We start from the raw sequence: 24517 nt of genomic DNA, 5'->3' as shown, positions 1-24517 counted from the left end.
TTGCAGGATGACTGCAAACTTAGTTGCCAACCCAACACTCAGCATTGTTATTCCCGTTTACAACGAGGAGGATGGACTAGGAGCTCTATTTGATCGCCTCTATCCAGCATTAGATGCGCTGGCTACCAAACGCAAAATCACTTACGAGATCGTATTTGTTAACGATGGCAGCAAAGATCGTTCTGCTGGCATTCTTTCCAAGCAAGTGGAGTTGCGCCCAGATGTCACTCGCGCCGTTTTATTTCACAGCAACTTTGGCCAACACATGGCCATCATGGCTGGCTTTGAATACGCCAAAGGTGAACACATCATCACTTTGGATGCAGACTTACAAAATCCTCCGGAAGAAATTGATGCATTGACCGAGCAGTTATTAAAAGGTCATGATTATGTTGGCACCATTCGCGCAGATCGCCGTGATAGCTTCTTTAGAAAATTTGCCTCGCGCGCCATGAATCATTTACGTGAAAACATTACGCGCATCACGATGACTGATCAAGGATGTATGTTGCGTGGCTACAGTCGTCGCATTGTTGATCTGGTTCGCCAATGTGATGAGAGCAATACATTCATTCCTGCATTGGCATATACCTTCTCTGCAAACCCAGCAGAAATTACTGTCAAACATGAAGAACGTTTTGCTGGTGAATCTAAATACAGTCTGTATCAATTGATTCGCCTGAACTTTGACTTGGTTACCGGCTTCTCCATCATGCCCTTACAGATCTTCTCGATCCTGGGTATGTTGCTATCCCTTGCTGCAGGTAGCTTGTTTGTCTACCTGCTGGTGCGCCGCTTTGTTCTGGGTGCTGAGGTTGAGGGTGTGTTTACCCTCTTTGCTTTGACCTTCTTTCTCATTGGCGTGATGCTCTTTGGGCTCGGTCTTTTGGGTGAATATATTGGTCGCATCTACCAGCAAATCCGCAAGCGTCCTCGCTATGTTGTGCAAACCGTTTTAGAGAAAAAATAATTGCACGCAGTCGTCTTTGCCTATCACGATGTTGGCGTCAACTGCCTCAAAGCGCTTCTCAATGCGGGCATACAAGTTGATCTCGTAGTTACTCATCAAGATGATCCTAATGAGAATGTTTGGTTTGGCAGCGTAGCAAAGCTATGCGCCGAGAAAAACATTCCGTACATCACACCTAATGCTTCTGAATTGGTGGACTTAATACCGAAGCTGCAAGCTCTTGCACCAGATTACATTTTTTCTTTTTACTATCGCTTTATGATTCCGGAGCAGATTTTGCAATGCGCAAAAATTGCGGCGCTCAATATGCACGGTTCGCTACTTCCAAAATATCGTGGTCGCGCTCCAGTCAATTGGGCTATTCTGCATGGGGAAACTGAGACTGGTGCCACTTTGCACGTCATGGAAGCAAAACCAGATGCAGGGGATATTGTTGGGCAGGCAGCTGTGAGCATCGGTCCAGATGAGACCGCTACCGATGTCTTTGGCAAAGTAAGCCAGGCAGCCGTGAGCGTTATCGATCAAGTCTTACCCAGCCTTTTAAAAGGAATTGTTCCCCGCAAGGCGAATGAACTCCAAAAAGGCAGCTATTTTGGGGGTCGTAAGCCTGCCGACGGGCAAATTCACTGGAATCAGACCGCCAAACAGGTTCATGACTTGGTTAGAGCGGTTGCACCCCCTTATCCAGGTGCCTTTACGGCACATGATGGCAAGACCATGATCGTGGCTCGTACGAGCCTAAAAGGTCCATTTCCAGCCGAGCTCAATCTTGGGGTTTGCGGTATCCAAGTGGTTGATAATCGGGTATTCGGCATTTGTGGTGACCACCAAGCAGTGGAAGTATTGGAATGGTTTCCAGCTAGCAATTGAGAAGTAAATGAGTAGCAACTAAGTAACAACACTTATTAGATTAAAACGAGGCAGTAAAGATGAAAAAAGTACTCATTCTTGGTGTTAACGGCTTTATTGGTCACCACCTTTCCAAGCGCATTCTCGAGACAACCGATTGGGATGTCTATGGCATGGATATGCAAAACGATCGCCTTGGTGACTTAATCAATCATCCACGTATGCATTTCTTTGAAGGTGACATCACCATCAATAAAGAATGGGTTGAGTATCACATCCGCAAATGCGATGTCATCTTGCCTTTAGTTGCGATTGCAACGCCTGCAACTTATGTACAGCAACCACTCAAAGTATTTGAGCTTGATTTCGAAGCCAACTTACCGATCGTACGCTCTGCAGTCAAATATAAAAAGCATTTGGTATTTCCATCAACCTCTGAGGTTTATGGCATGTGCGAAGACGGCGAGTTTGATCCATCTAAATCGAATATGGTTTACGGTCCAATCAATAAGCCACGCTGGATCTACGCCTGCTCCAAACAATTGATGGATCGCGTGATCTGGGGTTATGGCATGGAAGGCTTACGCTTTACCCTCTTCCGCCCATTTAACTGGATTGGGCCTGGTCTAGATAGCATCTACACACCAAAAGAAGGTTCGTCCCGTGTAGTGACCCAGTTCTTGGGTCATATCGTTCGTGGTGAATCCATCAACGTGGTTGACGGCGGCGCCCAAAAGCGTGCCTTTACTTATATTGACGATGGTATCGACGCTCTGATGCGCATCATCGACAACAAAGATGGCATTGCTAACGGCAAGATCTATAACATTGGTAATCCAAAGAACAATCACTCTATTCGTGAACTAGCCAATCAGATGCTAGAAATTGCTCGCAGCATTCCTGAGTACGCAAAGAATGCAAATGAAGTGAAAATTGTTGAGACTACCTCTGGTGCTTACTATGGTGAAGGCTACCAAGACGTACAGAATCGTGTTCCAGCAATTGACAACACGATGCAGGAATTAGGCTGGAAGCCAACTACTACGATGACCGATGCGCTCAAGAATATTTTTGAAGCCTATCGTGGAGACGTAGAAAAAGCACGCCACCTAGTCGACAAAGAATAAGCAAAAGTAGATCTAAAGGTACATGGCTAAGATAGCTCTCAAGGTTGATGTTGATACCTTACGCGGCACTAAGGAAGGCGTACCCAATCTTGCTCGTACTCTAGAGCGTTTTGGCCTCAAAGCTACTTTTCTATTTAGCCTTGGGCCCGACCATACCGGCTGGGCCTTAAAGCGCGTCTTTCGTCCAGGCTTTCTAAAAAAGGTAAGTCGCACTTCTGTTGTCGAGCACTACGGCATTAAGACGTTGCTTTACGGCGTCCTTCTGCCCGGTCCAGACATTGGCAAGAAAGCAGCTGCAGAAATGCGCGCAATTGATAAAGCAGGTCATGAGACAGGTATTCACACTTGGGATCACGTAGCCTGGCAAGATGCCGTTCGCAATCAAGATGCATCATGGACAAAAGCGATGATGCAAAAGAGTTGGGATCGCTTCGTAGAAATCTTTGGTCATTCACCAGTCACCTATGGTGCAGCCGGATGGCAAATGAATGAGGCTGCTTTTGAGCAACTCGATCAATGGGGTATTGCCTATTCATCCGATGGTAGGGCCGAACCCAATCTCATACCTTATCGTCTTGCACTCCCTTCAGGCAAAGCGAAGCATGTTCAGTACCCAACAACACTCCCCACCTTTGATGAACTCATTGGCATCGATGGCGCCGATGAATTTGGTGCAGTTAAAAAATTATTAGAAATCACCCAAAGCAATCCAAATGACCAAGTCTTCACGCTACACGCTGAACTAGAAGGTCAAAAGCTATTGCCCGCCTTTGAGCAGCTATTAGCTGGATGGCTGAACCAAGGTCACGACCTTGTCACCATGGGTGAACTACACAAATCCTGGGAAGCCACCAAGCAACTCGATAAAATAGCTGTATTACCGCTAAGCTGGGGTGAGATACCCAATCGTAGTGGTGATTTAATTATTCAAAATAACTAATTCAGTAAAACTTAGAGACAAACAACAAAGGATCATCATGACAGTAGCCATTGGTCAACCTATGCCGCAGTGCGCGATTCCAGCAACCTCTGGATTAACCTTTTCACCAGCGTCTGCTAAAGGCAAAAAACTGGTTCTGTATTTTTATCCAAAGGATATGACGCCAGGTTGTACTGCTGAGTCAGGTGAATTTAGAGACAATATTGAAGCATTCACCAAAGCCAATACTTTGGTAGTTGGGGTTTCCAGAGATAGCCTTAAGTCACACGATAACTTCCGTAGCAAGTTAGAGCTTCCATTCGAGCTAGTAGCTGACACCGAAGAAACGCTTTGTCAGATCTTTGGCGTCATGAAGATGAAGAATATGTATGGCAAGCAAGTTCGTGGCGTAGAGCGCAGCACCTTCTTATTTGACTCCTCTGGCAAGCTAGCAAAAGAGTGGCGCGGCCTCAAGGTTCCGGGTCATGTGACAGAGGTATTGCAAGCCGCTCAGGCCACTAAATAATTTTTACAATAATTTGATCTGAGGTGCTTGCAAACCCCAAATTTTGGGGTAAAGTGATTCATATGCACCGTAAACGACGGGAAAGTCTGACAATCCGTTTGAATCAGAAACCTGAATATCTTAGATCAGGTACGGGGAGCAACCCCCTCCGTTTTTTAAGCAACACTGCAACTAGTTTCGTAATAAACCGTCAACGCAATCCGCTTGGCGGTTTTTTCTTTTAGGAGAGTCCATGCCACTGCCCCCAATCCCCACTCAAATTGCTGATCAAGTGAAACTCAGTCGCAAAGATACTCCCGACTTAAAGAAACGTCCTGCTCAAGCAAAACCAGTGGTTGTGGAAGCTGTTGATTGGACCAACGATGCAGAAGAAGATTTATCTGCAGCAGAGGTAGCTCTTGAAAAGATTAAAGCGGATCATCGCCCTGCTCATCATCAGCGTAGTGAGCGCAACGAGAACAAAGCCCCTACACCCACAAAACCCAAGCGGATTATTCGCACTGGGCCTCCTAGTTTGTTCGTGTTAGATACGAACGTATTGATGCATGATCCAAGCTCCCTGTTCCGATTCTCCGAGCACGATCTATATCTGCCGATGACCACTCTGGAAGAGTTGGACAATCATAAGAAAGGCATGACAGAGGTTGCCCGCAACGCCCGTACTGTCAGCAGATCCTTAGATCAACTGATTGCTGGCACTAGTGGCACCCTAGATGAAGGCATCCCTTTGAACAAGTTGGGCAATCAGGATGTGACTGGTCGCCTCTTCTTCCAAACCAAATTCTCCACACAAGCATTGCCTGAAGGCTTACCCGAAGGCAAGGGTGACAACATGATTTTGGCGGTAGTGAGTGAGCTGCAAAAAACTCGCAAAGGTCAAGAAGTCGTATTGGTATCCAAAGACATCAATATGCGCATTAAGGCGCGTGCACTTGGCTTACCGGCTGAAGATTATTTCAATGACCAGGTTTTAGAAGATCGTGACTTGATGTATGCCGGCGTGATGTCATTACCAGCAGATTTTTGGCCTAAGCATGGCAAGGATATGGAAAGCTGGGCTGACTCAAAATCTGGCACGATGTTCTATCGAGTAACCGGACCGACAGTACAAAGCATGTTGGTCAATCAGTTTGTCTATCAGGAAAATCCAGATGGCTCTACGCCTTTCTACGCACAGGTTAGAGAAATCAATGGCAAGACTGCTCTCTTGCAAACACTCAGAGATTTCTCTCATCAGAAAAACAACGTCTGGAGCGTGACTGCGCGTAACCGTGAGCAGAACTTCGCCATGAACTTACTCATGAACCCAGACGTCGATTTTGTGACTTTGTTAGGTCAAGCGGGAACCGGTAAAACCTTGCTAGCATTGGCTGCTGGTCTTGAGCAGGTGCTAGATAGCAAACGCTATAACGAAATCATTATTACTCGTGCCACTGTGCCAGTTGGCGAGGATATTGGCTTCCTACCGGGTACCGAAGAAGAAAAAATGCAGCCTTGGATGGGTGCATTTGACGACAACCTTGAAGTATTACAGCGCAATGAGGATGGTGGCGCCGGCGAGTGGGGTCGTGCTGCGACTCAAGAGTTAATTCGCTCCCGCATTAAAGTAAAGAGCATGAACTTTATGCGCGGCAGAACTTTTGTGAGCAAATTTGTCATCATTGATGAAGCACAAAACCTCACGCCTAAACAAATGAAGACTTTAGTGACCCGTGCAGGTCCTGGAACCAAAATTGTTTGCTTAGGTAATATTGCTCAGATTGATACTCCTTACTTAACCGAAGGATCGTCTGGTCTAACCTATGTGGTGGATCGCTTCAAAGGCTGGCGTCATGGTGGTCATGTGACATTAGCACGCGGCGAGCGCTCACGTCTTGCGGATCATGCTGCTGACGCACTCTAAGCAATCCCTCTCATGCCGCACTCTCTTGGGGTGCGGCATTTTTATTTGTAGCTTACTCATCCTAAGTGGGTGTAGCACATTCAGCGGTAAGTCAAACACTGCAAAAGTTTCTCAATTTAAACAAGATACGAGTGTTGGCACTGAGGATATTTCTATAGCAGCCGTTGGCTTAGTCGATGTTCCCTATCGATATGGCGGCAATACTCCCAAAGGTGGTTTTGATTGCAGTGGGCTGATTGTGTATGTCTATAACAAAGCGGCCGGGATCAAACTACCACGCACAATTCAATTGATGAGTACTAAGGGCGTAAGTATTGAAGGTCAACCACCAGCTCCAGGAGACTTAGTGTTCTTCAACACCACTGGAGAAAAATACTCTCATGCCGGAATCTATGTGGGGCAAGGCAGATTTGTACATGCCCCAAGCGCAGGTGGAACGGTACGCCTCGATTACATCACCTCACCTTATTGGGCTGCTAAATTTACTGAAGCACGCCGCATGGTGCCTCAGTAAACTCATTACAAACCAACTGTATAAGTTGCCAGAATCGTAGAGGAAGTCATTGCTTGGTAGGCCTCTTGTCGATAAATTCCTACCAATCCCAATCTCTCACGCGTACTCAAATCATAGAATGCACCAAGACTTGCTGTAGGCCGCAAAGATCGATAGTTATTATTTATCGCAATGTTGTAATCGCCATTACCGGTAGTGATTAAGTTACCCACATTAGCATTAACATCTTTTTCTGCGCCAGCACTAGCAACCAACATGGTTTTTTCGGTCAATCGATGATTGGCAATAAATCCAGCAAGAGTGGTTGTTGTGTAATTTCCAATTGCGTTATAGGTTAGAGGACTTGAGACGGTGCCAGTCTGAGCCTCACTATATCCGCCCATTCCACCAGCCATATAACGCATACCAGCATAGGGTGAAATAAGCGTTTTGTTGCCAATGGGAAAGCCATACTTCAAAACGCCTTGAATACCTTGTGCAGTCAAATTAGTAGAGCCAGAGCCAGCCTCAGCCACACCAATAACGGGGCGAGTTAATGTGGCGCCTTTATTGACATAGGCGGCAGAAATTTTTGCTTCCACACCAGACCCATCTGGGCTTTGCGACCAAACTCCAAATACACCCACCATAGGGCTGGAATTATTCAACTGCGCAATTCCGCCAGGCGTACTTTGGGTGATATTTTGATCTAGATAGCCGCCCAATCGCCAGCTTGGCGATAAACGATAGGCGCCAATGAGTAAAGCGCTCGTAGAATTATTTGGATAGACACTCACGTTAGTAAAACGACCACCCGTTGATAGGCAAATATTGTTATTGCCAAATAAAGGACAGTCGTAAGTCATGCTATTAACTACGCCTGCAGTTTGCATGGCAAACAGACCTTGCAAGGTATTGCCCAATGAAGTCAGGGATGTCTGGGTATCTACATTAATAGGATTAATTAAATATGCCTGAGTAAGCAACTCTGCCTTCAATACCTCGATGGTTGGAGGCACCGCTGATTGAGGGGCTGGCTGAATAACCAAATCTGATTGCGCTGCCGACCCACCGACTCGATGCACTAATGCCCAGATATAAGTATTACTACCTGATGTAAATGTCCCATATGAATTACCAAGGTTATTAATCTTTAATCCATTGAGAACAGTTGAGTATGTATGGTTAAAAGTGAGTGACGAATTACTATTAATATTGAAATTCATCACGCCAGTAACATTACCGCCACCGACATCTAACTTACCGTAATTACTCACGTTAGAGACAACTACGTTGTAATTTATAGGCAATGCACCAGAGTATGTCAGCGGAGCTGAGCCACCCTGCGAGTTGGTTAGGTTGGTAATGTTTCCAGCGCTATAAATACCGAAAGAGTTAGTACCTGCGGCATCAATAGTGCCGGTATTAATAATGCTTACCGCAGCTGTGCCGTTACCAATCTGAATACCATTCGACCCTGCGCCACTAGTAGAAATCATGCCAGCATTGGTCAAGGTAGCGGCACCCCCGGTAGCCGTCAACTGAATTCCGCTTGAGGATTTTCCAGTAGTGCTAATTGCGGCACCACTAGCATTGGTAACCGTTGCAACACCTCCAGCCGTAGACATCAAAATAGCAGTCGAGCCAGTATTACGAGTAGAAATACTATTGTTATTGACGATCGTATTTGCTACGGCGCTACCCGTTGCGCCTGAATTTAAACGCACTCCATATGCAGTAGAACCAAGGGTGGTGATTAGTCCGTTATTGGTAATGCTATTTGATCCAGATGATGCATTTGTTGCGCTGATATAAACACCAGTAGCACTTGTTCCGCCAGTTGTAATCGTCCCAAGAACATCATTCAATATTGTGTTTCCGCCAGCCTGCGATCTTCCATTTACGCCCGCTGAAATTCCGTAGCCATAGTAGAAAGAGCTAGTATTTAAGTTTCCATTGTTAGTTACCTGAGCGCTACTGCCTAAGCCAATAGTTGAACCATTAATTGCAAACGTGGTTCCATTAACCACATCAACAGTAACTCTATTGCCTACAGTAGTTGTATTTTCCGAAGAAATCACACCGGCAGTACTAATTGCGGTATACGAAGACGTTGTGTCGCAAGTTACGGTTGTGGATGTGCCATTTACCGTATCTGGGGTGAAGTTACTACACCCACCCACTGAATTAACTGCAGACGCCATTGGCATACACAGGATAGACAAGGCCAAAAGAAGTGCTGACGCCAACTGAGGTAAGTTGATAAATTTCTTCATAAAAACAAGGGTCTAAGTATAAAAATTGAATTTATAGCAAGTTGCTAATAGTTATACTCATAATAATTATCCGCATAGTGAATATCTATTAACCCTAAAGCTAATATTTAGAATTATTTAAATAGAAATAATCGTTTTAATCCCCGGAAGTAGCTATAGTTAAATCAACTAAACAGGAGAGCTCTGATGAAAAAACTATTTATTACCCTAAGCATTGCACTGAGTTTTGCGCTTCCTACTTACGCTTTTGCAGATCAGTCTGCTTGTGAAGCTAAGGCTGTAAGTAAGGATGGCAAGCCACTCTATGGCGCAGCTAAAGATGCTTCCATTAAAAAGTGTCTAGGTGATGCAAAGCCGAATGATTGCGAAGCTAAAGCAATCAGCAAAGATGGCAAGCCACTGTATGGTGCAGCTAAAGCAGCCTCCATCAAGAAATGTGAAGGCGGAAAATAATTAGATTGCTTTGCAGAATTAAAAAAGCCTCACACTGTGAGGCTTTTTCTTTGTCTGTTGATTTAGTTTTGTTTATTTAAAACGGCTCGTAACCACCAGATGAGTAACCAACAGAACCCATCGCTAAGTTATCAAACTTGGTATACGGACCTTGCCAACTTAAGCGTACCGTACCGATTGGACCGTTACGTTGTTTACCAATGATGATCTCAGCCATACCTTTATCGGTGGTAGTGTCCGGGTGATAAACCTCATCACGATAGATGAACATAATTAAGTCGGCATCTTGTTCAATAGCGCCTGACTCACGCAAATCAGACATGATCGGCCGCTTATTAGGGCGTTGCTCAAGACCACGATTTAACTGTGAGAGCGCAACTACAGGGCACTGCAATTCTTTTGCAAGAGACTTGAGTGAGCGGGAGATTTCTGAAATCTCGGTTGCGCGGTTTTCAGAACCGGAACCGCTCATCAACTGCAAGTAATCAATCACTACTAAACCAAGAGTTCCGCCAAAGTTTCTGGCGATACGACGAGCGCGTGCACGCAACTCTAAGCTGGACAAAGAGCCAGTCTCATCAATCAAAATTTGGGTGTTACTTAAACGTGCAATGGCATCAGTTACACGTGGCCACTCATCATCTTGCAACTTGCCGGTACGCATACGACCTTGGTCAACGCGCCCTACTGAACCCAATAAACGTGCGGCCAGCTGTTCGCCCGACATCTCCATGGAGAACACAACAACAGGCAAGCCTTCAGCTAAGGCAACGTTTTCTGCAATATTCAATGCAAAAGCAGTTTTACCCATGGAAGGGCGACCGGCAACAATGACTAAGTCGCCTTTTTGTAGGCCACTAGTTTGTTTATCTAAATCAATAAAGCCAGTTGCAATACCAGTGATGTCGCTACCGCCTTGGCGGTTATAGAGCTCATCGATACGAGCAACAACAGCCTTCAGCAAAGGCTCAATCTCAAGATAATCCGCTTTACGACTGCCCTCTTCACCAATCTGAAGAATGCGTGACTCCGCTTCGTCCAACAAGGTTCTGACTGTTCGACCTTCAGGAACGAATGCAGAATTCACAATGCTGTCTGAAACTTCAATTAAGCGACGCAAAATACTTCGATCACGAACAATGTCGGCATAGCCTTTAATGTTCGCTGCACTTGGGGTGTTTTGCGCTAATGAATTAAGGTAATCAATGCCAACTAAGTCACCACCTTGCTCAGATTTAATTGCATCATGAACAGTGATAACGTCAGCGGGATGATTGTCGCCAACCAAACGAGCAATAGCTTTATAGATCAAAGCATGTTCGGGGCGATAGAAATCTTTATCGTTTAATACTCCACCCAGGTTATCCCAAGAAGAGTTATCGATCAGTAGACCGCCGAGCAAAGATTGCTCGGCTTCTACAGAATGCGGCGGAACTTTTAAAGCCTGCACGACTGCATCCCCAGAACCCATCATGCCAGGATTCAGCGTAACGGAACGTGAACGGGATTCAGCCATGTGGCTTATTTACAGTTCTAAAACTTAAGCTTGCTCGCCAACCACACGAATAGTGATGTCTGCAACTACGTCGGTATGAACAGCAACCGCTACAGGGTGATCACCAACCATTTTCAATGGGCCAGTAGGCAAACGAACTGAAGACTTCTCAATTGTGAAGCCTTTAGCTTTCAACGCATCAGCGATGTCATGATTGGTTACAGAACCAAACAAGCGACCGTCAACACCAGCCTTTTGACCGATTTCGAGAACCAAGTCTTTGAGCTTGATGCCAACTGCTTCAGCAGCAGCCAATTTCTCAGCAGCTAATTTCTCCAACTCAGCACGACGAACTGCAAAGTCAGCAATCGCTGCTTCAGTTGCACGACGCGCTTTGCGTTGTGGGATTAAGAAGTTACGAGCGAAACCGTCTTTAACGCGAACGATGTCGCCGAGGTTGCCCAGGTTTGTTACTTTTTCTAAAAGAATGATTTGCATTGAGGGCTCCTAATTATTTCTTGTGTTGATCGGAGAATGGCAACAAAGCCAAGTAACGAGCACGCTTGATAGCAGTGTCTAACTGACGCTGATACTTTGCTTTTGTGCCTGTCAAACGAGCAGGAGTGATCTTGGCGTTTTCGCCAATGAAGTCCTTCAATGTGTCTACATCTTTGTAATCAATCTGTTCTACGCCAGCAACAGTGAAACGGCAATAACGCTTACGCTTGAACAATGGGTTCTGAGCTGGTTTCTTTTTGAAATCGGGTTTCTTTCCAAACGCCATGATGATTTCCTCTTTAATTTTTCAATTGAATATGGGTAATATGGAAAACAAGTCTTTGATTACGTAGAGTCTTGGGTGCTAAGAATCCCTCAAACACTGCCTCAGTTCCTAAATCCATTCTCTCTAAATCCTTTTGTATCGGACCGATTGTGATGGCTTCAACGTTCATCTGAATTTTCCTTGCCACTCCTACCTCATTTGCTTGGCCGCTATGTTCTAGCTGGCAATGCATCACCGGTATTCCTGCTGGTGTAAATCGAATCGCGTCTTTAGATACCAAGATTGCAGTTAGGGTGAAATGATTCAACGCCACTCCGCTTCTCTGATACGTTTTCTAGTCTGTGTATTCCTCTTCAAATTTCTAACTTAGGCTGCCGCTACAGGAGCGTCAGATTGAGCAGATTTGCGCGCTTCTTCACGTTGCACTTCTTTCATCATGATGGAAGGCTCTGTTTCAGCTTTCTTAGTCTTGATGATGAGGTGACGCAAAACAGCATCGTTAAATTTGAACGCATGCTCGAGCTCTTCCAGAGTTTTCTGGTCGCACTCAATGTTCATGCAAACGTAATGGGCTTTAGCAAGCTTGTCGATCATGTAAGCCATCTGACGACGACCCCAGTCTTCCATGCGATGAATTTTTCCGCCCGCAGCTGCTAATGTAGCTTTGTAACGATCGATCATCGCTGGTACTTGCTCGCTTTGGTCCGGATGGACGATAAAGACGATTTCATAATGACGCATCAAACACTCCTTAAGGATTGAGTCACCTGGGCGTCTTGCTAAGTTCTGATGGTTGTGAACTCAGCGCCAGTGTGACAAGGTAGTAACAAATTGTAGGTATTGCTTACAACACTTTTACAGCCGCTTTTCAGCGCTTACCGAATTACTGGCAAGACCGCTATTCTAGCAAAAAAATCCTGCCAAGTCAGGGATTTACCTGCTATCTGCGCCTGTTTTTCAGCATTCAGTGAGAGTTGGAGGGCAATTCTGGCCCTTGGGGCAGTGAGACTGCCTGAGGCCAAGCATCCAGAAATATCTTTTTCGGGTAAATCCAACAGAGTCACCCCTGCGCCAGTTCTAGTTGTCCTTACCAGCGCAATTCCATGTTTAACCGCTGCAACCAGCGATTCCTTCCAAGCATCATGAAATCCGCCCATGCCAGAACCAGCAAGGACCAAGCCCTTTACCTTGGAGTTCAGCCAATGGGTAATCGTCTCTGAACGGGCGCCAGCATGGCTAGTTAATATCTCGACCCACGGCCATTCGTTTTCCTTTGGAATCGGCAAATCCTCAGCCCATAGAGCCTGAACCGCCTTCACGCCGGATAGCCACGATGGGTTAATAAGTCCAACTGAACTACTCGGCGAGGCCTGAATAGGGGCATTTAAGGTGCTACCGTGCCGCTTTGCCAGATCCATGGCCAAGCAACCCCTGCCATCCATCACGGCATAAATACCGCCAGGGCAGTTATCGATCGGGGTGGATGCCCAACGAATGGCATCCAATAGGTTGGATGGTCCATCGGCCTTAGGGGCATTTGCCGGCAACATCGCACCCGTCAAGATCACTCTTTTGCCTAAATTTTGAGCATATTTGCCGCAAGTCAGTTGCAAAAAGATGCCTGTCTCTTCAATCGTATCCGTTCCGTGAGTGACCACTATCCCTTTAACCAAGGTGCTATCAAGCGCCTCTCTCACAGCCTCGCCCAATAGAGTCAATAAGGGCTCCGTTAGATTGCGGCTATTGATGTTGGCAATTTGCCTTGAAACCAAGTTGATGCCTTCGGGGATCGCGGATTGAATATGGGTGAGCAAAGAGGCGACCTCAACCTGACCAGCTTCATACTGCAAAGGATTCTCTGCTGGACTCGGTGCCAAGCCGGCAATCGTGCCGCCCATACCCAACACCAAGATATGGGGTGAAGTTTCAGGGGTATTTTGTTGTGAGCTCATACCCCATTATCCCCCTTAAATAGCTTGATCAATCAAATACTGCTGTATACAATCCCAGTATGGACATAAACACAGTCGATTTTCCGGAGGAGCTGACTGCCCTCCCCAAGCTCACTCCACGTCAGAATGAGATTTTGGAGTTGATTACTAAAGCCATCGATGAGAGCGGTCTTCCGCCAACTCGCGCGGAGATTGCTACACAGTTAGGCTTTGCTTCCGCCAATGCAGCTGAAGAACATCTTCGTGCGCTAGCAAAAAAAGGTTACATCGAATTAACGCCTGGCACTTCACGCGGCATTCGCATTCCACAACGATTCAACCAATCACACAACACTAATAAATATCGCCAGCTGTCTTTACCATCGGGCGCATTACAACAACTCACATTGCCGTTAATCGGAAGGGTTGCTGCTGGCTCACCCATCATGGCAGTCGAGCATATTGAAAAACATGTTCCGATTGATCCAAGTTTATTTAGCAAAGGTGCTGATTACTTATTGAAAGTTAAAGGCATGAGTATGCGCGATGCCGGAATTTTGGATGGCGACTATTTAGCAGTCAGAAAAACAACTGAAGTTCGCAATGGTGACATTGTCGTAGCACGCCTTGATGATGAAGTCACAGTGAAACGTTGGCAGCAAAAGAAAACTGCTAACGGTATGGTGATCGAACTACAAGCAGAGAACCCAGACTTCAAAAACATTTTGGTAGATGATCGTCAACCCAACTTTGCGATTGAAGGTCAAGCCGTTGGTCTCATCAGGGCTGAAGGGCTGTAAGCTAGAGCCCCTAAAGCAAAAGGCCTCTTATTAGAGGCCTTTTTATTTGCTCTCCACTAGAGCTAAATGCTTTGCTTACTTCTTAGTTGGCGCTACAACGTTAGCGTTCTTCGGTGACGAAGTAATTGTGATCAATGTTTTAGGTCCAGCCAACGAACCTTCATTTAATTCCACAGTAGCTGTACGATCGCCTTTAGTAAATACCAAAATACTGGTTTTAGATTTCACGGCACTAACAGTTGTCCATCCTGCGCGTGGGTACTCTGATTGGAAGAATGCATAAATGTCTGTTGGCGTTTGTACGCCAGATAAAACAACGCGCCCTACCCAGTTATCACCGCGTCCAATGATTAAAGATTCCCCACCAATAATTTTTGATGCAGCAGGCAATGGCATGTCGCCTAAAAGCTGCGCTTGAACCTCTTGTACCTCTTGGGGCGTACCTGTTGGTGAATCCCCTGAACTCGCGCACGCACCTAACAACGCTGCTAAAAATAAAGCGAGAGCGCTGAGCTTAAGAGTTTGAGTAGTGATCATGTGTGTTGTACTTGGTTAAGGTAATGAATGCTTTTTTACTTACGATAGTTAAAAAGTATTTTAGGTGATGCACCTAATTCGTCAAGACAAATTACTGGAGGCGCGTGAGGGAATCGAACCCCCGTACGAAGCTTTGCAGGCTCCTGCCTAACCACTCGGCCAACGCGCCATACTCTTGAATCAAAAATGGGAAGCTTTTGAGGGCTTCCCATCGAACTTGGAGCGGGAAAGGAGGTTCGAACTCCCGACCTATACCTTGGCAAGGTATCGCTCTACCAGCTGAGCTATTCCCGCATAACAGGGCAGTAGTTTAACAAACAATCTCAAAGAAAGCATTATTCCTTGTAAAACCTAAAATTTGGGGGAATGTGAATGCCTTGAAAGTCTTAGCTGGCTGGGTTTTGCGAGAATTAGTCAATTTTTCCAGCGAGCTGGGGCAAAGCCTTTTTCATGTAATAGAACATGGACCAAAGCGTTAAAAAGGAGGCAATCCAAATTAACCAGGTACCCACTTGCGCACAATTTAACCAACCAAATAAGGTGTCATTTAGCAACAAAAACGGGATAGCCACGAGTTGAGCAGTTGTTTTGAGCTTACCAACCATATGAACTGCTACGCTTTTTCCGGCTCCCAATAAAGCCATCCACTCCCGCAGTGCAGAGATCGTGATTTCGCGGCCGATGATGATGAGCGCCACCCAAACTTGAACGCGATCCATATTCAGTAGCACCAATAACGCTGCAGCAACAATAAGCTTGTCTGCGACGGGATCCAAAAACTGGCCGAAGGCAGACTCTTGTTTTAGGCGACGTGCTAGAAAGCCATCCAACCAATCAGTAATTGCAGCAGAAACAAAGATGATTGCAGCAACCAGATTCTTCTCAAAAGGAGTAAGCCAGGAATTAGGAAGATAAAAAACAACTACCAACAGCGGAATCGCTGCAACGCGCAACCAGGTTAAGGCGATCGGTAAATTAAAAGGCATTCGATAAGCATAAACCAAGAACGGTCAATGCTCCTAGTGAAGCTGGCGATATATTTGTTCAGCCAAGGTCATAGAAACACCCTCTACGCTGGCTATTTCCTCAATACTGGCGTTAGCAACCCCTTTAAGACCACCAAAGCGAGCTAGCAGCTTTTGTCTGCGCTTAGCACCGATACCCTCAATCTCTTCTAAGCGAGAAATCGTCCTTGCTTTAGCCCGCTTAGCTCGCATACCGGTAATGGCAAAGCGATGAGCTTCATCTCGTATCTGAGCAACCAATAACAATGCAGCACTATCTATACCTAACTCCAAGGGCTCACGTCCATCAGCAAAGATAAGCGTCTCCAACCCAACCTTACGCCCTTCGCCTTTAGCAACGCCCACGATCAATCCAACATCCATTCCGAATTCAGATAACACCTGACGAGCCATCTCCACTTGACCCTTGCCACCATCAATCAAAACTACTTGAGGAATTTTTTCTACTGGTAACTCTTGAAAATTGGCATAACGTCTATGCAACACTTGACGCATTGCTGCGTAATCATCGCCTGGTGTGATGTCATTGATATTGAAGCGTCGATACTCGCTCGATTGCATTGCATTTTTGGTGTACACCACACATGATGCTTGCGTAGCTTCACCGGAAGTATGGCTAATGTCAAAACACTCAATGCGTAACTGCTCAAGACTTTCTAGTTCAAGACTGAGAATATCAGCCAAGGCACGCGCTCTTGCTAACTGTCCACCAGTCTCTACTAAGCGTTTTGTTAAAGCAATCTTGGCATTGCCTTCCGCCATTGCTAGCCAGTGGCGTCTTTGCCCTTGAGGCTGGTGTAAGAAGGTAATTTTTCTACCGGCCTGTGAATTTAATAACTCATGTAAATCTTCAGGTGGAGATTCATTCAATTGAGTAAGGTCATCGCTCGCTGATTGCAAAGCATGATTTAAAACCAATACTGGCGGTATTAAGTTGGCAGCAGTTTCGTCAGCATGCTCTTCCAAATAATGCTGAGTAATAAAAGCTTCCAGTATTTCTGCGGGAGAAGGTAGCTCACCAGAGGTGGAGCGCAATCCCTTTGGGAAATAAGCTCGGTCGCCTAAGTGACGACCACCACGGATCATCGCCAAGTTCACACAAACCATTCCCTCCATTTGCGCCACAGCGATAACGTCCACGTCACCCTCACCTTCGGCAACCGTATCCATTGATTGCTGTTGCAGAACACTAGATAGATCTGCGATGCGATCACGCAATACCGCAGCCATCTCAAACTCCATTGCTTCGCTATGCTTGTGCATTTCTCTTTCAAGCTCGGATAGTACTTGGCTGTGATCGCCCTTTAAAAATCGAGTAGCTTGAGCAACGTCTTGGCCATACTGCTCAACACTCAAACGGCCGACACAAGGGGCGCTACAACGATGAATCTGATGCAATAGGCAAGGCCGACTACGATTCTTGAATACAGAATCCTCACAAGTTCTCAGGCGGAATACTTTCTGCAAGATCTGCACTGAGTTACGAACTGCCCAGCTATTCGGAAATGGTCCAAAGTAATGATTGCGCTTATCCACCTTTCCCCGGTATGAGGCTAACCTGGGGAACTGGTGCCCCGTTAACATCACATAGGGATAAGACTTGTCATCACGAAAGAGAATATTGAATGGCGGAGCCAGCTCTTTAATGAGATTGTTCTCTAGAATGAGGGCTTCAGTTTCGGTCCGTGTTACCGTTGTCTCATAGCGGGTAATTTTGCCCACCATCAGTTCGATGCGGGGTGATAACTGGGTCCGCTGGAAATAACTAGAGACACGCTTTTTAAGGTTGCGAGCTTTGCCTACATACAGAATATGTCCCGCTTCATCAAAAAAGCGATATACCCCCGGCAATCCGGGTAGCCGTTTAACATCCTGCTGAAGGGTTTCGAAAAGCGAATTACTCATGCGTTGGGATATTTTCTGCCAAATCGTCGATAACTATGGTGATGCCGGTGTTTGCTGGCGTCTAGCCCGAAGCTTATCAAGCATTCATGGGCAAGAGGTCCGTATTTTTTGCGATGACCTGCCAACCCTTAATTTACTCGCATCAGGAGTAGATCCGTCTATTAAGCAACAAATTGATATGCAGCCTTGGGAGGCCAGCTACTCTAATGCTCGGCATCCAGTGCAAATACCCGATGTTGTCATTGAGGCTTTTGGCTGTGAATTACCTGAACGCTATTTGGCCGGCCTCTTTATTGCGCCCATCAAGCCGATCATCATCAACTTAGAGTATTTAAGTGCAGAGCCTTGGGTGGCTGACTTTCATGGCAAGGCCTCGCCCCAGTCTCATGGCATTCCGAAATACTTCTTCTTTCCCGGCTTTCAGGATGAGGTGGGTGGACTTTTGCTCGACCCCATACCAGTGGAAGGCCATCTCGTTGAAAAACACATCCCCAAGGATCTCAAAACTACCTGGTCTCAATTACGACCAAGCGCTCAGCGGATCAGTGTTTTTTGCTACCCAGGAGCGCCGCTCAAAAAATGGCTAGCTGACTTAGGGCGCCTTGGTAAAGATGTCGATATCCTACTGGCACACGGTCACGCAGAGCAACTAAATCTCTACGGCGAGCAACCCATCGTACTGCCGGCAAATCTACAATTGCTTTCCATGCCATTCGTATCTCAGGATGAATACGATTGGGTGCTTTCGCAATGCGACTTCAATATCGTGCGCGGTGAAGACTCTTTTGTGCGAGCCCAGCTCGCTGGTAAGCCATTTATTTGGCATATCTATCCACAAGAGGATCGTGCCCATGAAGTGAAATTAGCGGCTTTTCTCGATCTTTATCTAGCAGAGGCCAACCAAGAGTTGAAGCTAGCTACGATCGCTGCCATGACCTGGGCAATGCCCGGCGAATGGTTTAAAGACTTAAATAGCTGGAATGCGCATGCTAAGGCCTGGCGTACCCATTTACTTGAAAAACAAGCGGATGGCGCCCTGCCAGCGCGTTTAATCCGCTTTGTTGCCTAATCCCAAGCAATAAAGGCTTGCGGGCGGTTACAATCTTGTTTTTGATAAAAACCGCAGAAAATTAGCTCTGCCCCCAGGAATAGCAAGATGAAAACAGCACAAGAACTCCGCGTTGGTAACGTAGTCATGATTGGTACTGATGCCCAGGTCGTTTTAAAGGCCGAATATAGCCGCTCTGGCCGCAACTCTTCAGTTGTGAAAATGAAATTTAAGAATTTGTTAACCGGCGCGCCAAACGAAGGCGTTTACAAGGCTGATGACAAGTTTGATGTTGTGATTCTCGATAAGAAAGAATGTACTTACTCTTATTTCGCTGATCCAATGTACGTGTTCATGGATACCGAATACAACCAATACGAAGTTGAAGCTGAATTCATGGGTGATGCATTGAACTACCTTGAAGAAAGCATGCCATGCGAAGTAGTGTTCTACGAAGGTAAAGCACTCTCAGTAGCAATGCCTAACTCATTGGTTCGTGAAATCATTTACACAGAACCAGCAGTTAAAGGTGATACGAGCTCAGGCAAAGTATTGAAGACTGCAAAATTGGCAACAGGCTATGAATTGCAAGTTCCATTGTTCTGCAACACTGGCGACAAAATCGAGATCGATACTCGCACTGGTGAATACCGTAGCCGCGCTAACTAATTAGCACACTACAGATGTTAAAAAGCCCGGCATGCCGGGCTTTTTTATTGCCACAATAATGTTTATGCAATCAGCTTTAACTGCTCAAGCAACCCTTTGGCATGCTGATACTCAACTTCATTTTGCAACTCGCCCCAACCCAATGCAAGCGCAGTCGGCATTAACTTATTTAAACGCGCTTTTGACTCTTCTTGCTTGGCTTTTGATACCTTTAGCTTACTTAATAGCTGATCAGCAAGGTCTGGACGATTGCAGATTAATACCGCATCGCAACCAGCCTCTAGCGCCATCTCCGCGCCCTTCACTACTGATCCAGCAACACTGGCGCCTTCCATGGAAAGGTCATCACTAAAGATTACACCCTCAAAGCCCAACTCTTGACGCAAGATGGAGTGGAGCCAGACCTTTGAAAATCCCGCTGGGTTCTTATCTACCTTTGGATAGATCACATGCGCTGGCATGACCGAAGCTAAGCTGAGATCTAACCACTCGTAAGGCTTGGCATCATCATTCAAGATTTCTTTTAATGAGCGCTCATCTACCGGGATAGCTACATGCGAATCTGCTTCAGCCCAACCATGCCCAGGGAAATGCTTGCCACAATTAGCCATCCCCGCGAGACGCAAACCTTCATTCAAGCTCTTCGACAAAGCAAATACGATTTGCGGATCACGACTAAATGATCTATCGCCAATCACGCCACTACGTCCGAAATCTAAATCCAACACCGGCGTAAAGCTGAAATCAACACCGCAAGCACGTAACTCAGCAGCGAGAACATAACCACAAGCTGTTGCTGCAGCCATTGCAATAGCAGCAGATTCTGCAGCATGAGTTGATTTATTTTTAGCACCCCACAATTCACCTAACTTACGCATTGCAGGAAGATGAGTAAAGCCGTCTGTTCTTGCGCGCTGTACTCGACCGCCCTCATGATCAATGGATATCAGCACATCAGGGCGCAGCTTCTTAATGGCTGCAGTCAACTTAGTGAGTTGCTGACGATTGGCGAAGTTTCTACCAAACAAAATCACGCCACCAGTCAGGGGATGCAAAATGCGGCGGCGATCCTCAGCATTTAATTCAAGACCAACTACATCTAGAGTGACTGGGCCGGGATTCATGGTGGATTTTGTCATTTATGCCTCTGTTTTATTCTTTATTTCTGAGTAACAATTACGTGTGCAATTGCCATATCTTGTTCATCGCTCACAGTGACGTGAGCTTCCCAGTTTTTTTCCTGCATGAATTGAGCCAAAGCGCCCAAGTAGCTAGTGACTGGCTTACCACTGGGTTCATTTAAAGTCTGAAGCGAGCGCCAAGTCATCGGCATTCTCATTCCCAAACCAATCGCTTTTGAGAATGCCTCCTTAGCAGCAAAACGCGTAGCTAAGAACGCAATACCGCGCTTATGATTTCTGGCAAGACGATGCTTAAATACCAACATCTCATCTGGCCCCAGAATTTTTTCAGCTAAGCGGCCATTGGTACGATCGTACGCCGCTTGTAAGCGCTCAATCTGCAGAATGTCAGTACCGATGCCGATGATCATGGGATGTAAATGTTGTTGTCTATCAACTCTAAGAGCTTGCTCTACCCTGAACCATCAAGGCTTTCATGTCGATAATAGCCTTTTGCCAACCTTTGAATAATGCTTCAGCAACAATGGCATGGCCAATATTGAGCTCAGATAATTCGGCTATTGCAGCAACAGGTTTCACATTGCCTTCGTGCAAACCATGGCCAGCATTGACTCTCAGGCCGATACTTTTTCCAAATATCGCTGCCTTACGAATGCGCTCCAGCTCTGTCGCCTGCGCAGCACCAGATAAATCCGCATAACGACCAGTATGTAACTCCACTACAGCTGCGCCCACGTCTTTAGCTGCCTGAATTTGCTTTTCTTCAGGATCAATAAAGAGAGATACGCGGATGCCAGCATCAATTAATTTCTTGGTTGCCGCCTTTACCGCATCAAAGTGACCCAATACATCTAATCCACCCTCAGTCGTAACTTCTTCACGCTTTTCAGGAACCAGACACACATCGTGTGGCTTGACCTTGCATGCGATACCAATCATCTCCGGTGTTACTGCGCACTCTAAGTTCATGCGGGTTTTAATCAGTGGGCGAAGTGCCAGCAAGTCAGCATCTTTAATATGACGACGGTCTTCACGCAAATGCAAAGTAATAAGATCAGCACCAGCTTCCTCAGCCAAAGCTGCCGCTCTGAGCGGATCGGGATAGATCGTGCCACGCGCATTACGCAAAGTGGCGACGTGGTCAATATTGATACCTAGTTCAAGGGCTTGGGGATTACTCATCTCTGTAGATTACTAGATTTTCTTCAAATCAATCAAAATCTGGCGAGTCGTCAATACCTGATCCTGCAAATGCAGACCAAGCAGAAAGCGCATTAATTGCTTGCTCTCAGAAAGCGTCTCGGGATCCGAAAAATCGCCTGCTGCAATCGCCAAAAGAGATTTGCCAGCAAGAACAGGCCAATGTCCAGGGTCATCTACTTGAACAGGACGAACCCCTCGCTCCGGTTGATAGACGTACTGCTCTTGAGCTAGCGGTGCCTCATTGGTTTCAACACAATGATCCAAGGCGGCCGCATAGCCCGTCTCCTGCAAGAGCGATAACTCAAATGGTCGCAGAATTTCTTCTAAGCCTTTAGATTCAAACTCAAGGTTAGATAGCGCATTAACCGTCTCTGCATAGCGATCGTAGAGTTTTTCGTAATCATCTTCACGAGCCAAAAACTTCACAAGCAGTTCATTGAGATAGAAGCCGCAGAGCAATGCATCACCTACCAAAGAGGGCATGCCACCCACCCACTCTGACTTAGTTAGGGTGCGTAATTCTGATTTACCACTCCAAGAAACAAGCAGCGGCTGAAAGCGTTGTAATACAGGCCTAAGAGTTGAGTGCGGACGTTTAGCCCCCTTAGCAATTAAGGCCATACGACCATATTGCCGAGTAAACACATCCAGAATTAAGCTGGTCTCTTTATAGGGAATGCTGTGCAATACAAAAGCAGGCTCGTCAGCAACACGAATCGAGGCCATGAAATTTATTCCAGCCCTTGCGCCCGGAGTTCGGCACGATCATCTGCCCAGCCACGCTTGACCTTTACCCAGGTCTCTAAAAAGACTTTGCCATCAAAGAGCTTTTCCATATCAATGCGGGCATCAGTAGAAATCTTTTTCAGGCGCTCACCTTTTTGACCAATGATCATCGCTTTATGACTATCGCGATCTACTAAGATGGTCGCTGCAATACGACGCATCTTGCCATCCATCTTGAACTGATCAATCACAACGGTGCTGGTGTAAGGCAATTCTTCGCCAGTGAAGCGAAATACTTTTTCACGCAGAATTTCAGCTGCCAGGAAGCGCTCACTACGGTCGGTAATGGTATCGCCGTCGTAGACAGCTGGCGCCTCAGGTAGATAGCCCTCGAGGACATCCAATAATCTTTCAATATCGCCAGGACTTTTGGCGCTCATCGGCACGATTTCAGCAAACTCACACTTCTGATCTTCGTGACCGCCTAATTCGCACCAAGGGCGAGCCATTTCTTTGATGAAGCTCAGCAGGGCTTGATCGCGCTCCGATGGGGTCTGAAAGCGACTGTTAAATAAGTCTAATTTATTGAGCACCAAAACAACCGGCAAATCATCTGGCAATAACTTCAATACTTTCTTATCATCTTCACCAAAGTAACCAGCCTCAACCACAAAACAAGCAACATTGACATCTTGCAAGGCGGTAGTGACAGTGCGATTTAATGCTTTGTTTAATGTATTCATTAAACGCGTTTGAAAACCGGGTGTATCGATAAAAATGAACTGCGCCTCTTCGCGATTCTGGATACCCAAAATGCGATGGCGTGTAGTTTGCGCCTTGCGAGAAGTAATGCTGATCTTCTGGCCGACTAATGCATTAAGGAGTGTTGATTTACCCATATTAGGACGCCCAACAATGGCGATGGTGCCGCATCTAAACACGATTAGCCCTTCAGCTTGAGATTGAACTGCTCTTCGGTCACTTCTTTTTTAGCTGCCTTCTTTTTAGCCGATCGAGTCTTCTTAGGTTTGCGAGATTCTTGGGGCAACGCTTTGAGCATGGCAATCAAGGCCAACTTGGCGGCTGCTTGTTCAGCGGCGCGACGTGAGGCGCCCCCACCTTTGACTGCCACTTTGTGGCTAGGTATGAGGCACTCTACTTCAAACTGCTGATTATGTGCCGCGCCAGTAGTGCCAGTAACGTTATAGGTTGGCAATGGCAATTGATAGCCTTGTAGGCACTCTTGCAATAAAGTCTTATCGTCTTTACCCAAGGTTTTCGGATCTACGTTTGCCAAGATAATGGAATATAGCTTACGTAAGCTTGCCTTAGCGGCTTCAAAACCGCCATCCATAAAGATGGCGCCAGTCACTGCCTCTAAGGTATCAGCCAGAATTGAGGGACGACGAAATCCGCCACTCTTCAACTCACCCTCACCTAAACGCAGGTAATCAGATAAAGATAAAGTTTGGGCGATTTCGTATAAAGCCTGTTGCTTTACTAAGTTTGCCCTCACACGAGAGAGGTCACCCTCATCTAAATCAGAATAGCGCTCATAGAGCATCTCTGCCACTACGCAATTGAGAATAGAGTCGCCCAAGAACTCAAGTCGCTCATTATTTTTCTTGCTATGACTACGATGAGTCAAGGCTTGATTCAGTAGTTCAATCTTCTTGAAGGTATAGCCAAGGCGCTCTTGCAGCGGCCCAGTTTCGATAACGGCGCGCGCATTCATG

Annotated in this window: 26 protein-coding genes, 2 tRNA genes and 1 pseudogene; 11 read left to right on the top strand and 18 right to left on the bottom strand. The window is 46.2% G+C overall.

Features of this window, described 5'->3' with window-relative positions:
* Positions 1-7 precede the first annotated feature (7 nt).
* The 7 genes and pseudogenes from AOC21_RS02320 to AOC21_RS02290 all read left to right on the top strand — a co-directional run.
* Positions 8-970, top strand: coding sequence for a glycosyltransferase (locus tag AOC21_RS02320; RefSeq protein WP_215392198.1), 963 nt, complete (start codon positions 8-10; stop codon positions 968-970).
* Complete coding sequence (locus AOC21_RS02315; RefSeq protein ID WP_215392197.1) at positions 971-1840, top strand: formyltransferase; 870 nt, start codon at positions 971-973, stop codon at positions 1838-1840. It begins immediately after the preceding gene.
* A gap of 59 nt (positions 1841-1899) precedes the next feature.
* A complete protein-coding gene (locus AOC21_RS02310; protein ID WP_215392196.1) occupies positions 1900-2946 on the top strand; it encodes a bifunctional UDP-4-keto-pentose/UDP-xylose synthase in 1047 nt (348 codons plus the stop codon).
* Between the two features lie 22 nt (positions 2947-2968).
* Positions 2969-3886 carry a polysaccharide deacetylase family protein gene (locus AOC21_RS02305; protein WP_215392195.1) on the top strand — a complete coding sequence of 306 codons (918 nt, stop codon included), beginning with the start codon at positions 2969-2971 and terminating at the stop codon, positions 3884-3886.
* A 37-nt stretch (positions 3887-3923) separates the two neighbouring features.
* Positions 3924-4391, top strand: a complete 468-nt coding sequence (locus AOC21_RS02300) for a peroxiredoxin (RefSeq protein WP_215392194.1) — start codon at positions 3924-3926, stop codon at positions 4389-4391.
* 232 nt (positions 4392-4623) lie between these two features.
* Positions 4624-6294, top strand: a complete 1671-nt coding sequence (locus AOC21_RS02295) for a PhoH family protein (RefSeq protein WP_215392193.1) — start codon at positions 4624-4626, stop codon at positions 6292-6294.
* A 124-nt stretch (positions 6295-6418) separates the two neighbouring features.
* Positions 6419-6802: pseudogene (locus AOC21_RS02290) on the top strand (C40 family peptidase); the annotation flags it as partial.
* Positions 6803-6813: 11 nt separating this feature from the next.
* On the opposite strand, the gene AOC21_RS02285 reads toward AOC21_RS02290, so the two are convergent.
* Positions 6814-9063 (bottom strand): autotransporter domain-containing protein, encoded by a 2250-nt coding sequence (locus AOC21_RS02285; RefSeq protein ID WP_215392191.1) that lies wholly within the window; start codon positions 9061-9063, stop codon positions 6814-6816.
* Between the two features lie 186 nt (positions 9064-9249).
* Between AOC21_RS02285 and AOC21_RS02280 the strand changes: the two genes are divergently transcribed.
* Positions 9250-9516 carry a hypothetical protein gene (locus AOC21_RS02280; protein ID WP_215392190.1) on the top strand — a complete coding sequence of 89 codons (267 nt, stop codon included), beginning with the start codon at positions 9250-9252 and terminating at the stop codon, positions 9514-9516.
* 76 nt (positions 9517-9592) lie between these two features.
* On the opposite strand, the gene dnaB is transcribed toward AOC21_RS02280, so the two are convergent.
* From dnaB to AOC21_RS02250, 6 genes are all read right to left on the bottom strand, one after another.
* The gene (gene dnaB / locus AOC21_RS02275; protein WP_371817794.1) at positions 9593-11032 is read right to left on the bottom strand and encodes a replicative DNA helicase; all 1440 of its coding nucleotides are present in this window, start codon (positions 11030-11032) and stop codon (positions 9593-9595) included.
* Positions 11033-11056: 24 nt separating this feature from the next.
* Positions 11057-11509 carry a 50S ribosomal protein L9 gene (rplI, locus tag AOC21_RS02270; protein WP_215384740.1) on the bottom strand — a complete coding sequence of 151 codons (453 nt, stop codon included), beginning with the start codon at positions 11507-11509 and terminating at the stop codon, positions 11057-11059.
* Between the two features lie 13 nt (positions 11510-11522).
* On the bottom strand, positions 11523-11795 hold the full coding sequence (gene rpsR, locus AOC21_RS02265; RefSeq protein WP_011902267.1) for a 30S ribosomal protein S18: 273 nt from the start codon (positions 11793-11795) through the stop codon (positions 11523-11525).
* Positions 11796-11808: 13 nt separating this feature from the next.
* Positions 11809-12108, bottom strand: a complete 300-nt coding sequence (priB, locus tag AOC21_RS02260; RefSeq protein ID WP_251371550.1) for a primosomal replication protein N — start codon at positions 12106-12108, stop codon at positions 11809-11811.
* 53 nt (positions 12109-12161) lie between these two features.
* Positions 12162-12536, bottom strand: coding sequence for a 30S ribosomal protein S6 (gene rpsF / locus AOC21_RS02255; protein ID WP_068322189.1), 375 nt, complete (start codon positions 12534-12536; stop codon positions 12162-12164).
* Positions 12537-12670: 134 nt separating this feature from the next.
* Positions 12671-13747, bottom strand: coding sequence for an asparaginase (locus AOC21_RS02250; protein WP_215392189.1), 1077 nt, complete (start codon positions 13745-13747; stop codon positions 12671-12673).
* A gap of 59 nt (positions 13748-13806) precedes the next feature.
* Here AOC21_RS02250 and lexA point away from each other — a divergent pair, with 59 nt between their 5' ends.
* The gene (lexA, locus tag AOC21_RS02245; protein WP_215392188.1) at positions 13807-14526 is read left to right on the top strand and encodes a transcriptional repressor LexA; all 720 of its coding nucleotides are present in this window, start codon (positions 13807-13809) and stop codon (positions 14524-14526) included.
* Between the two features lie 75 nt (positions 14527-14601).
* On the opposite strand, the gene AOC21_RS02240 is transcribed toward lexA, so the two are convergent.
* The 5 genes from AOC21_RS02240 to uvrC all read right to left on the bottom strand — a co-directional run bounded on the left by AOC21_RS02240 (position 14602) and on the right by uvrC (position 17993).
* Positions 14602-15063 (bottom strand): hypothetical protein, encoded by a 462-nt coding sequence (locus AOC21_RS02240; protein ID WP_215392187.1) that lies wholly within the window; start codon positions 15061-15063, stop codon positions 14602-14604.
* A gap of 95 nt (positions 15064-15158) precedes the next feature.
* A tRNA-Cys gene (locus AOC21_RS02235) sits at positions 15159-15232 on the bottom strand.
* A 49-nt stretch (positions 15233-15281) separates the two neighbouring features.
* Positions 15282-15357: transfer RNA gene (locus AOC21_RS02230), tRNA-Gly, on the bottom strand.
* A 116-nt stretch (positions 15358-15473) separates the two neighbouring features.
* On the bottom strand, positions 15474-16049 hold the full coding sequence (gene pgsA / locus AOC21_RS02225; RefSeq protein ID WP_215392186.1) for a CDP-diacylglycerol--glycerol-3-phosphate 3-phosphatidyltransferase: 576 nt from the start codon (positions 16047-16049) through the stop codon (positions 15474-15476).
* 33 nt (positions 16050-16082) lie between these two features.
* A complete protein-coding gene (gene uvrC, locus AOC21_RS02220) occupies positions 16083-17993 on the bottom strand; it encodes an excinuclease ABC subunit UvrC (protein ID WP_215392185.1) in 1911 nt (636 codons plus the stop codon).
* Here uvrC and earP point away from each other — a divergent pair.
* Both earP and efp read left to right on the top strand, forming a co-directional pair.
* The gene (earP, locus tag AOC21_RS02215; RefSeq protein ID WP_215392184.1) at positions 17992-19062 is read left to right on the top strand and encodes an elongation factor P maturation arginine rhamnosyltransferase EarP; all 1071 of its coding nucleotides are present in this window, start codon (positions 17992-17994) and stop codon (positions 19060-19062) included. The two genes, uvrC and earP, sit on opposite strands and share 2 nt — an antisense overlap.
* 87 nt (positions 19063-19149) lie before the next feature.
* Positions 19150-19710: an elongation factor P gene (efp, locus tag AOC21_RS02210; protein ID WP_215392183.1), complete on the top strand. Its 561-nt coding sequence runs from the start codon at positions 19150-19152 to the stop codon at positions 19708-19710.
* Between the two features lie 62 nt (positions 19711-19772).
* Here efp and nagZ read toward each other — a convergent pair whose 3' ends face one another.
* The 6 genes from nagZ to rnc are packed head-to-tail and all read right to left on the bottom strand — an operon-like array spanning position 19773 to position 24516.
* Entirely contained in the window at positions 19773-20849 is a 1077-nt protein-coding gene (nagZ, locus tag AOC21_RS02205; RefSeq protein WP_215392182.1) for a beta-N-acetylhexosaminidase, read from the bottom strand.
* A 20-nt stretch (positions 20850-20869) separates the two neighbouring features.
* Positions 20870-21262 carry a holo-ACP synthase gene (gene acpS, locus AOC21_RS02200; protein WP_215392181.1) on the bottom strand — a complete coding sequence of 131 codons (393 nt, stop codon included), beginning with the start codon at positions 21260-21262 and terminating at the stop codon, positions 20870-20872.
* 28 nt (positions 21263-21290) lie between these two features.
* Positions 21291-22034, bottom strand: a complete 744-nt coding sequence (gene pdxJ / locus AOC21_RS02195) for a pyridoxine 5'-phosphate synthase (protein ID WP_215392180.1) — start codon at positions 22032-22034, stop codon at positions 21291-21293.
* 12 nt (positions 22035-22046) lie between these two features.
* Positions 22047-22781, bottom strand: a complete 735-nt coding sequence (recO, locus tag AOC21_RS02190) for a DNA repair protein RecO (protein WP_215392179.1) — start codon at positions 22779-22781, stop codon at positions 22047-22049.
* A 5-nt stretch (positions 22782-22786) separates the two neighbouring features.
* On the bottom strand, positions 22787-23680 hold the full coding sequence (gene era / locus AOC21_RS02185) for a GTPase Era (RefSeq protein ID WP_251371595.1): 894 nt from the start codon (positions 23678-23680) through the stop codon (positions 22787-22789).
* A 44-nt stretch (positions 23681-23724) separates the two neighbouring features.
* Positions 23725-24516, bottom strand: a complete 792-nt coding sequence (gene rnc / locus AOC21_RS02180; protein ID WP_215392177.1) for a ribonuclease III — start codon at positions 24514-24516, stop codon at positions 23725-23727.
* Between the last annotated feature and the right edge of the window lies 1 nt (position 24517).

The sequence above is a fragment of the Polynucleobacter sp. VK25 genome (genome assembly GCF_018687355.1).
Lineage (GTDB): Bacteria > Pseudomonadota > Gammaproteobacteria > Burkholderiales > Burkholderiaceae > Polynucleobacter.
This window is presented reverse-complemented; position numbering and strand designations above follow the sequence as displayed.

Coding starts and splice junctions, on each gene's coding strand:
- rpsR (WP_011902267.1), bottom strand. CDS start 11,795: ATGGCGTTTGGAAAGAAACCCGATTTCAAAAAGAAACCAGCTCAGAAC.
- AOC21_RS02240 (WP_215392187.1), bottom strand. CDS start 15,063: ATGATCACTACTCAAACTCTTAAGCTCAGCGCTCTCGCTTTATTTTTA.
- recO (WP_215392179.1), bottom strand. CDS start 22,781: ATGGCCTCGATTCGTGTTGCTGACGAGCCTGCTTTTGTATTGCACAGC.
- AOC21_RS02305 (WP_215392195.1), top strand. CDS start 2,969: ATGGCTAAGATAGCTCTCAAGGTTGATGTTGATACCTTACGCGGCACT.
- nagZ (WP_215392182.1), bottom strand. CDS start 20,849: ATGACAAAATCCACCATGAATCCCGGCCCAGTCACTCTAGATGTAGTT.
- efp (WP_215392183.1), top strand. CDS start 19,150: ATGAAAACAGCACAAGAACTCCGCGTTGGTAACGTAGTCATGATTGGT.
- pgsA (WP_215392186.1), bottom strand. CDS start 16,049: ATGCCTTTTAATTTACCGATCGCCTTAACCTGGTTGCGCGTTGCAGCG.
- rpsF (WP_068322189.1), bottom strand. CDS start 12,536: ATGCGTCATTATGAAATCGTCTTTATCGTCCATCCGGACCAAAGCGAG.
- AOC21_RS02300 (WP_215392194.1), top strand. CDS start 3,924: ATGACAGTAGCCATTGGTCAACCTATGCCGCAGTGCGCGATTCCAGCA.
- era (WP_251371595.1), bottom strand. CDS start 23,680: ATGGGTAAATCAACACTCCTTAATGCATTAGTCGGCCAGAAGATCAGC.
- AOC21_RS02295 (WP_215392193.1), top strand. CDS start 4,624: ATGCCACTGCCCCCAATCCCCACTCAAATTGCTGATCAAGTGAAACTC.
- AOC21_RS02280 (WP_215392190.1), top strand. CDS start 9,250: ATGAAAAAACTATTTATTACCCTAAGCATTGCACTGAGTTTTGCGCTT.
- AOC21_RS02320 (WP_215392198.1), top strand. CDS start 8: ATGACTGCAAACTTAGTTGCCAACCCAACACTCAGCATTGTTATTCCC.
- rplI (WP_215384740.1), bottom strand. CDS start 11,509: ATGCAAATCATTCTTTTAGAAAAAGTAACAAACCTGGGCAACCTCGGC.
- earP (WP_215392184.1), top strand. CDS start 17,992: ATGCGTTGGGATATTTTCTGCCAAATCGTCGATAACTATGGTGATGCC.
- rnc (WP_215392177.1), bottom strand. CDS start 24,516: ATGAATGCGCGCGCCGTTATCGAAACTGGGCCGCTGCAAGAGCGCCTT.
- AOC21_RS02250 (WP_215392189.1), bottom strand. CDS start 13,747: ATGAGCTCACAACAAAATACCCCTGAAACTTCACCCCATATCTTGGTG.
- AOC21_RS02310 (WP_215392196.1), top strand. CDS start 1,900: ATGAAAAAAGTACTCATTCTTGGTGTTAACGGCTTTATTGGTCACCAC.
- lexA (WP_215392188.1), top strand. CDS start 13,807: ATGGACATAAACACAGTCGATTTTCCGGAGGAGCTGACTGCCCTCCCC.
- AOC21_RS02285 (WP_215392191.1), bottom strand. CDS start 9,063: ATGAAGAAATTTATCAACTTACCTCAGTTGGCGTCAGCACTTCTTTTG.
- dnaB (WP_371817794.1), bottom strand. CDS start 11,032: ATGGCTGAATCCCGTTCACGTTCCGTTACGCTGAATCCTGGCATGATG.
- acpS (WP_215392181.1), bottom strand. CDS start 21,262: ATGATCATCGGCATCGGTACTGACATTCTGCAGATTGAGCGCTTACAA.
- uvrC (WP_215392185.1), bottom strand. CDS start 17,993: ATGAGTAATTCGCTTTTCGAAACCCTTCAGCAGGATGTTAAACGGCTA.
- pdxJ (WP_215392180.1), bottom strand. CDS start 22,034: ATGAGTAATCCCCAAGCCCTTGAACTAGGTATCAATATTGACCACGTC.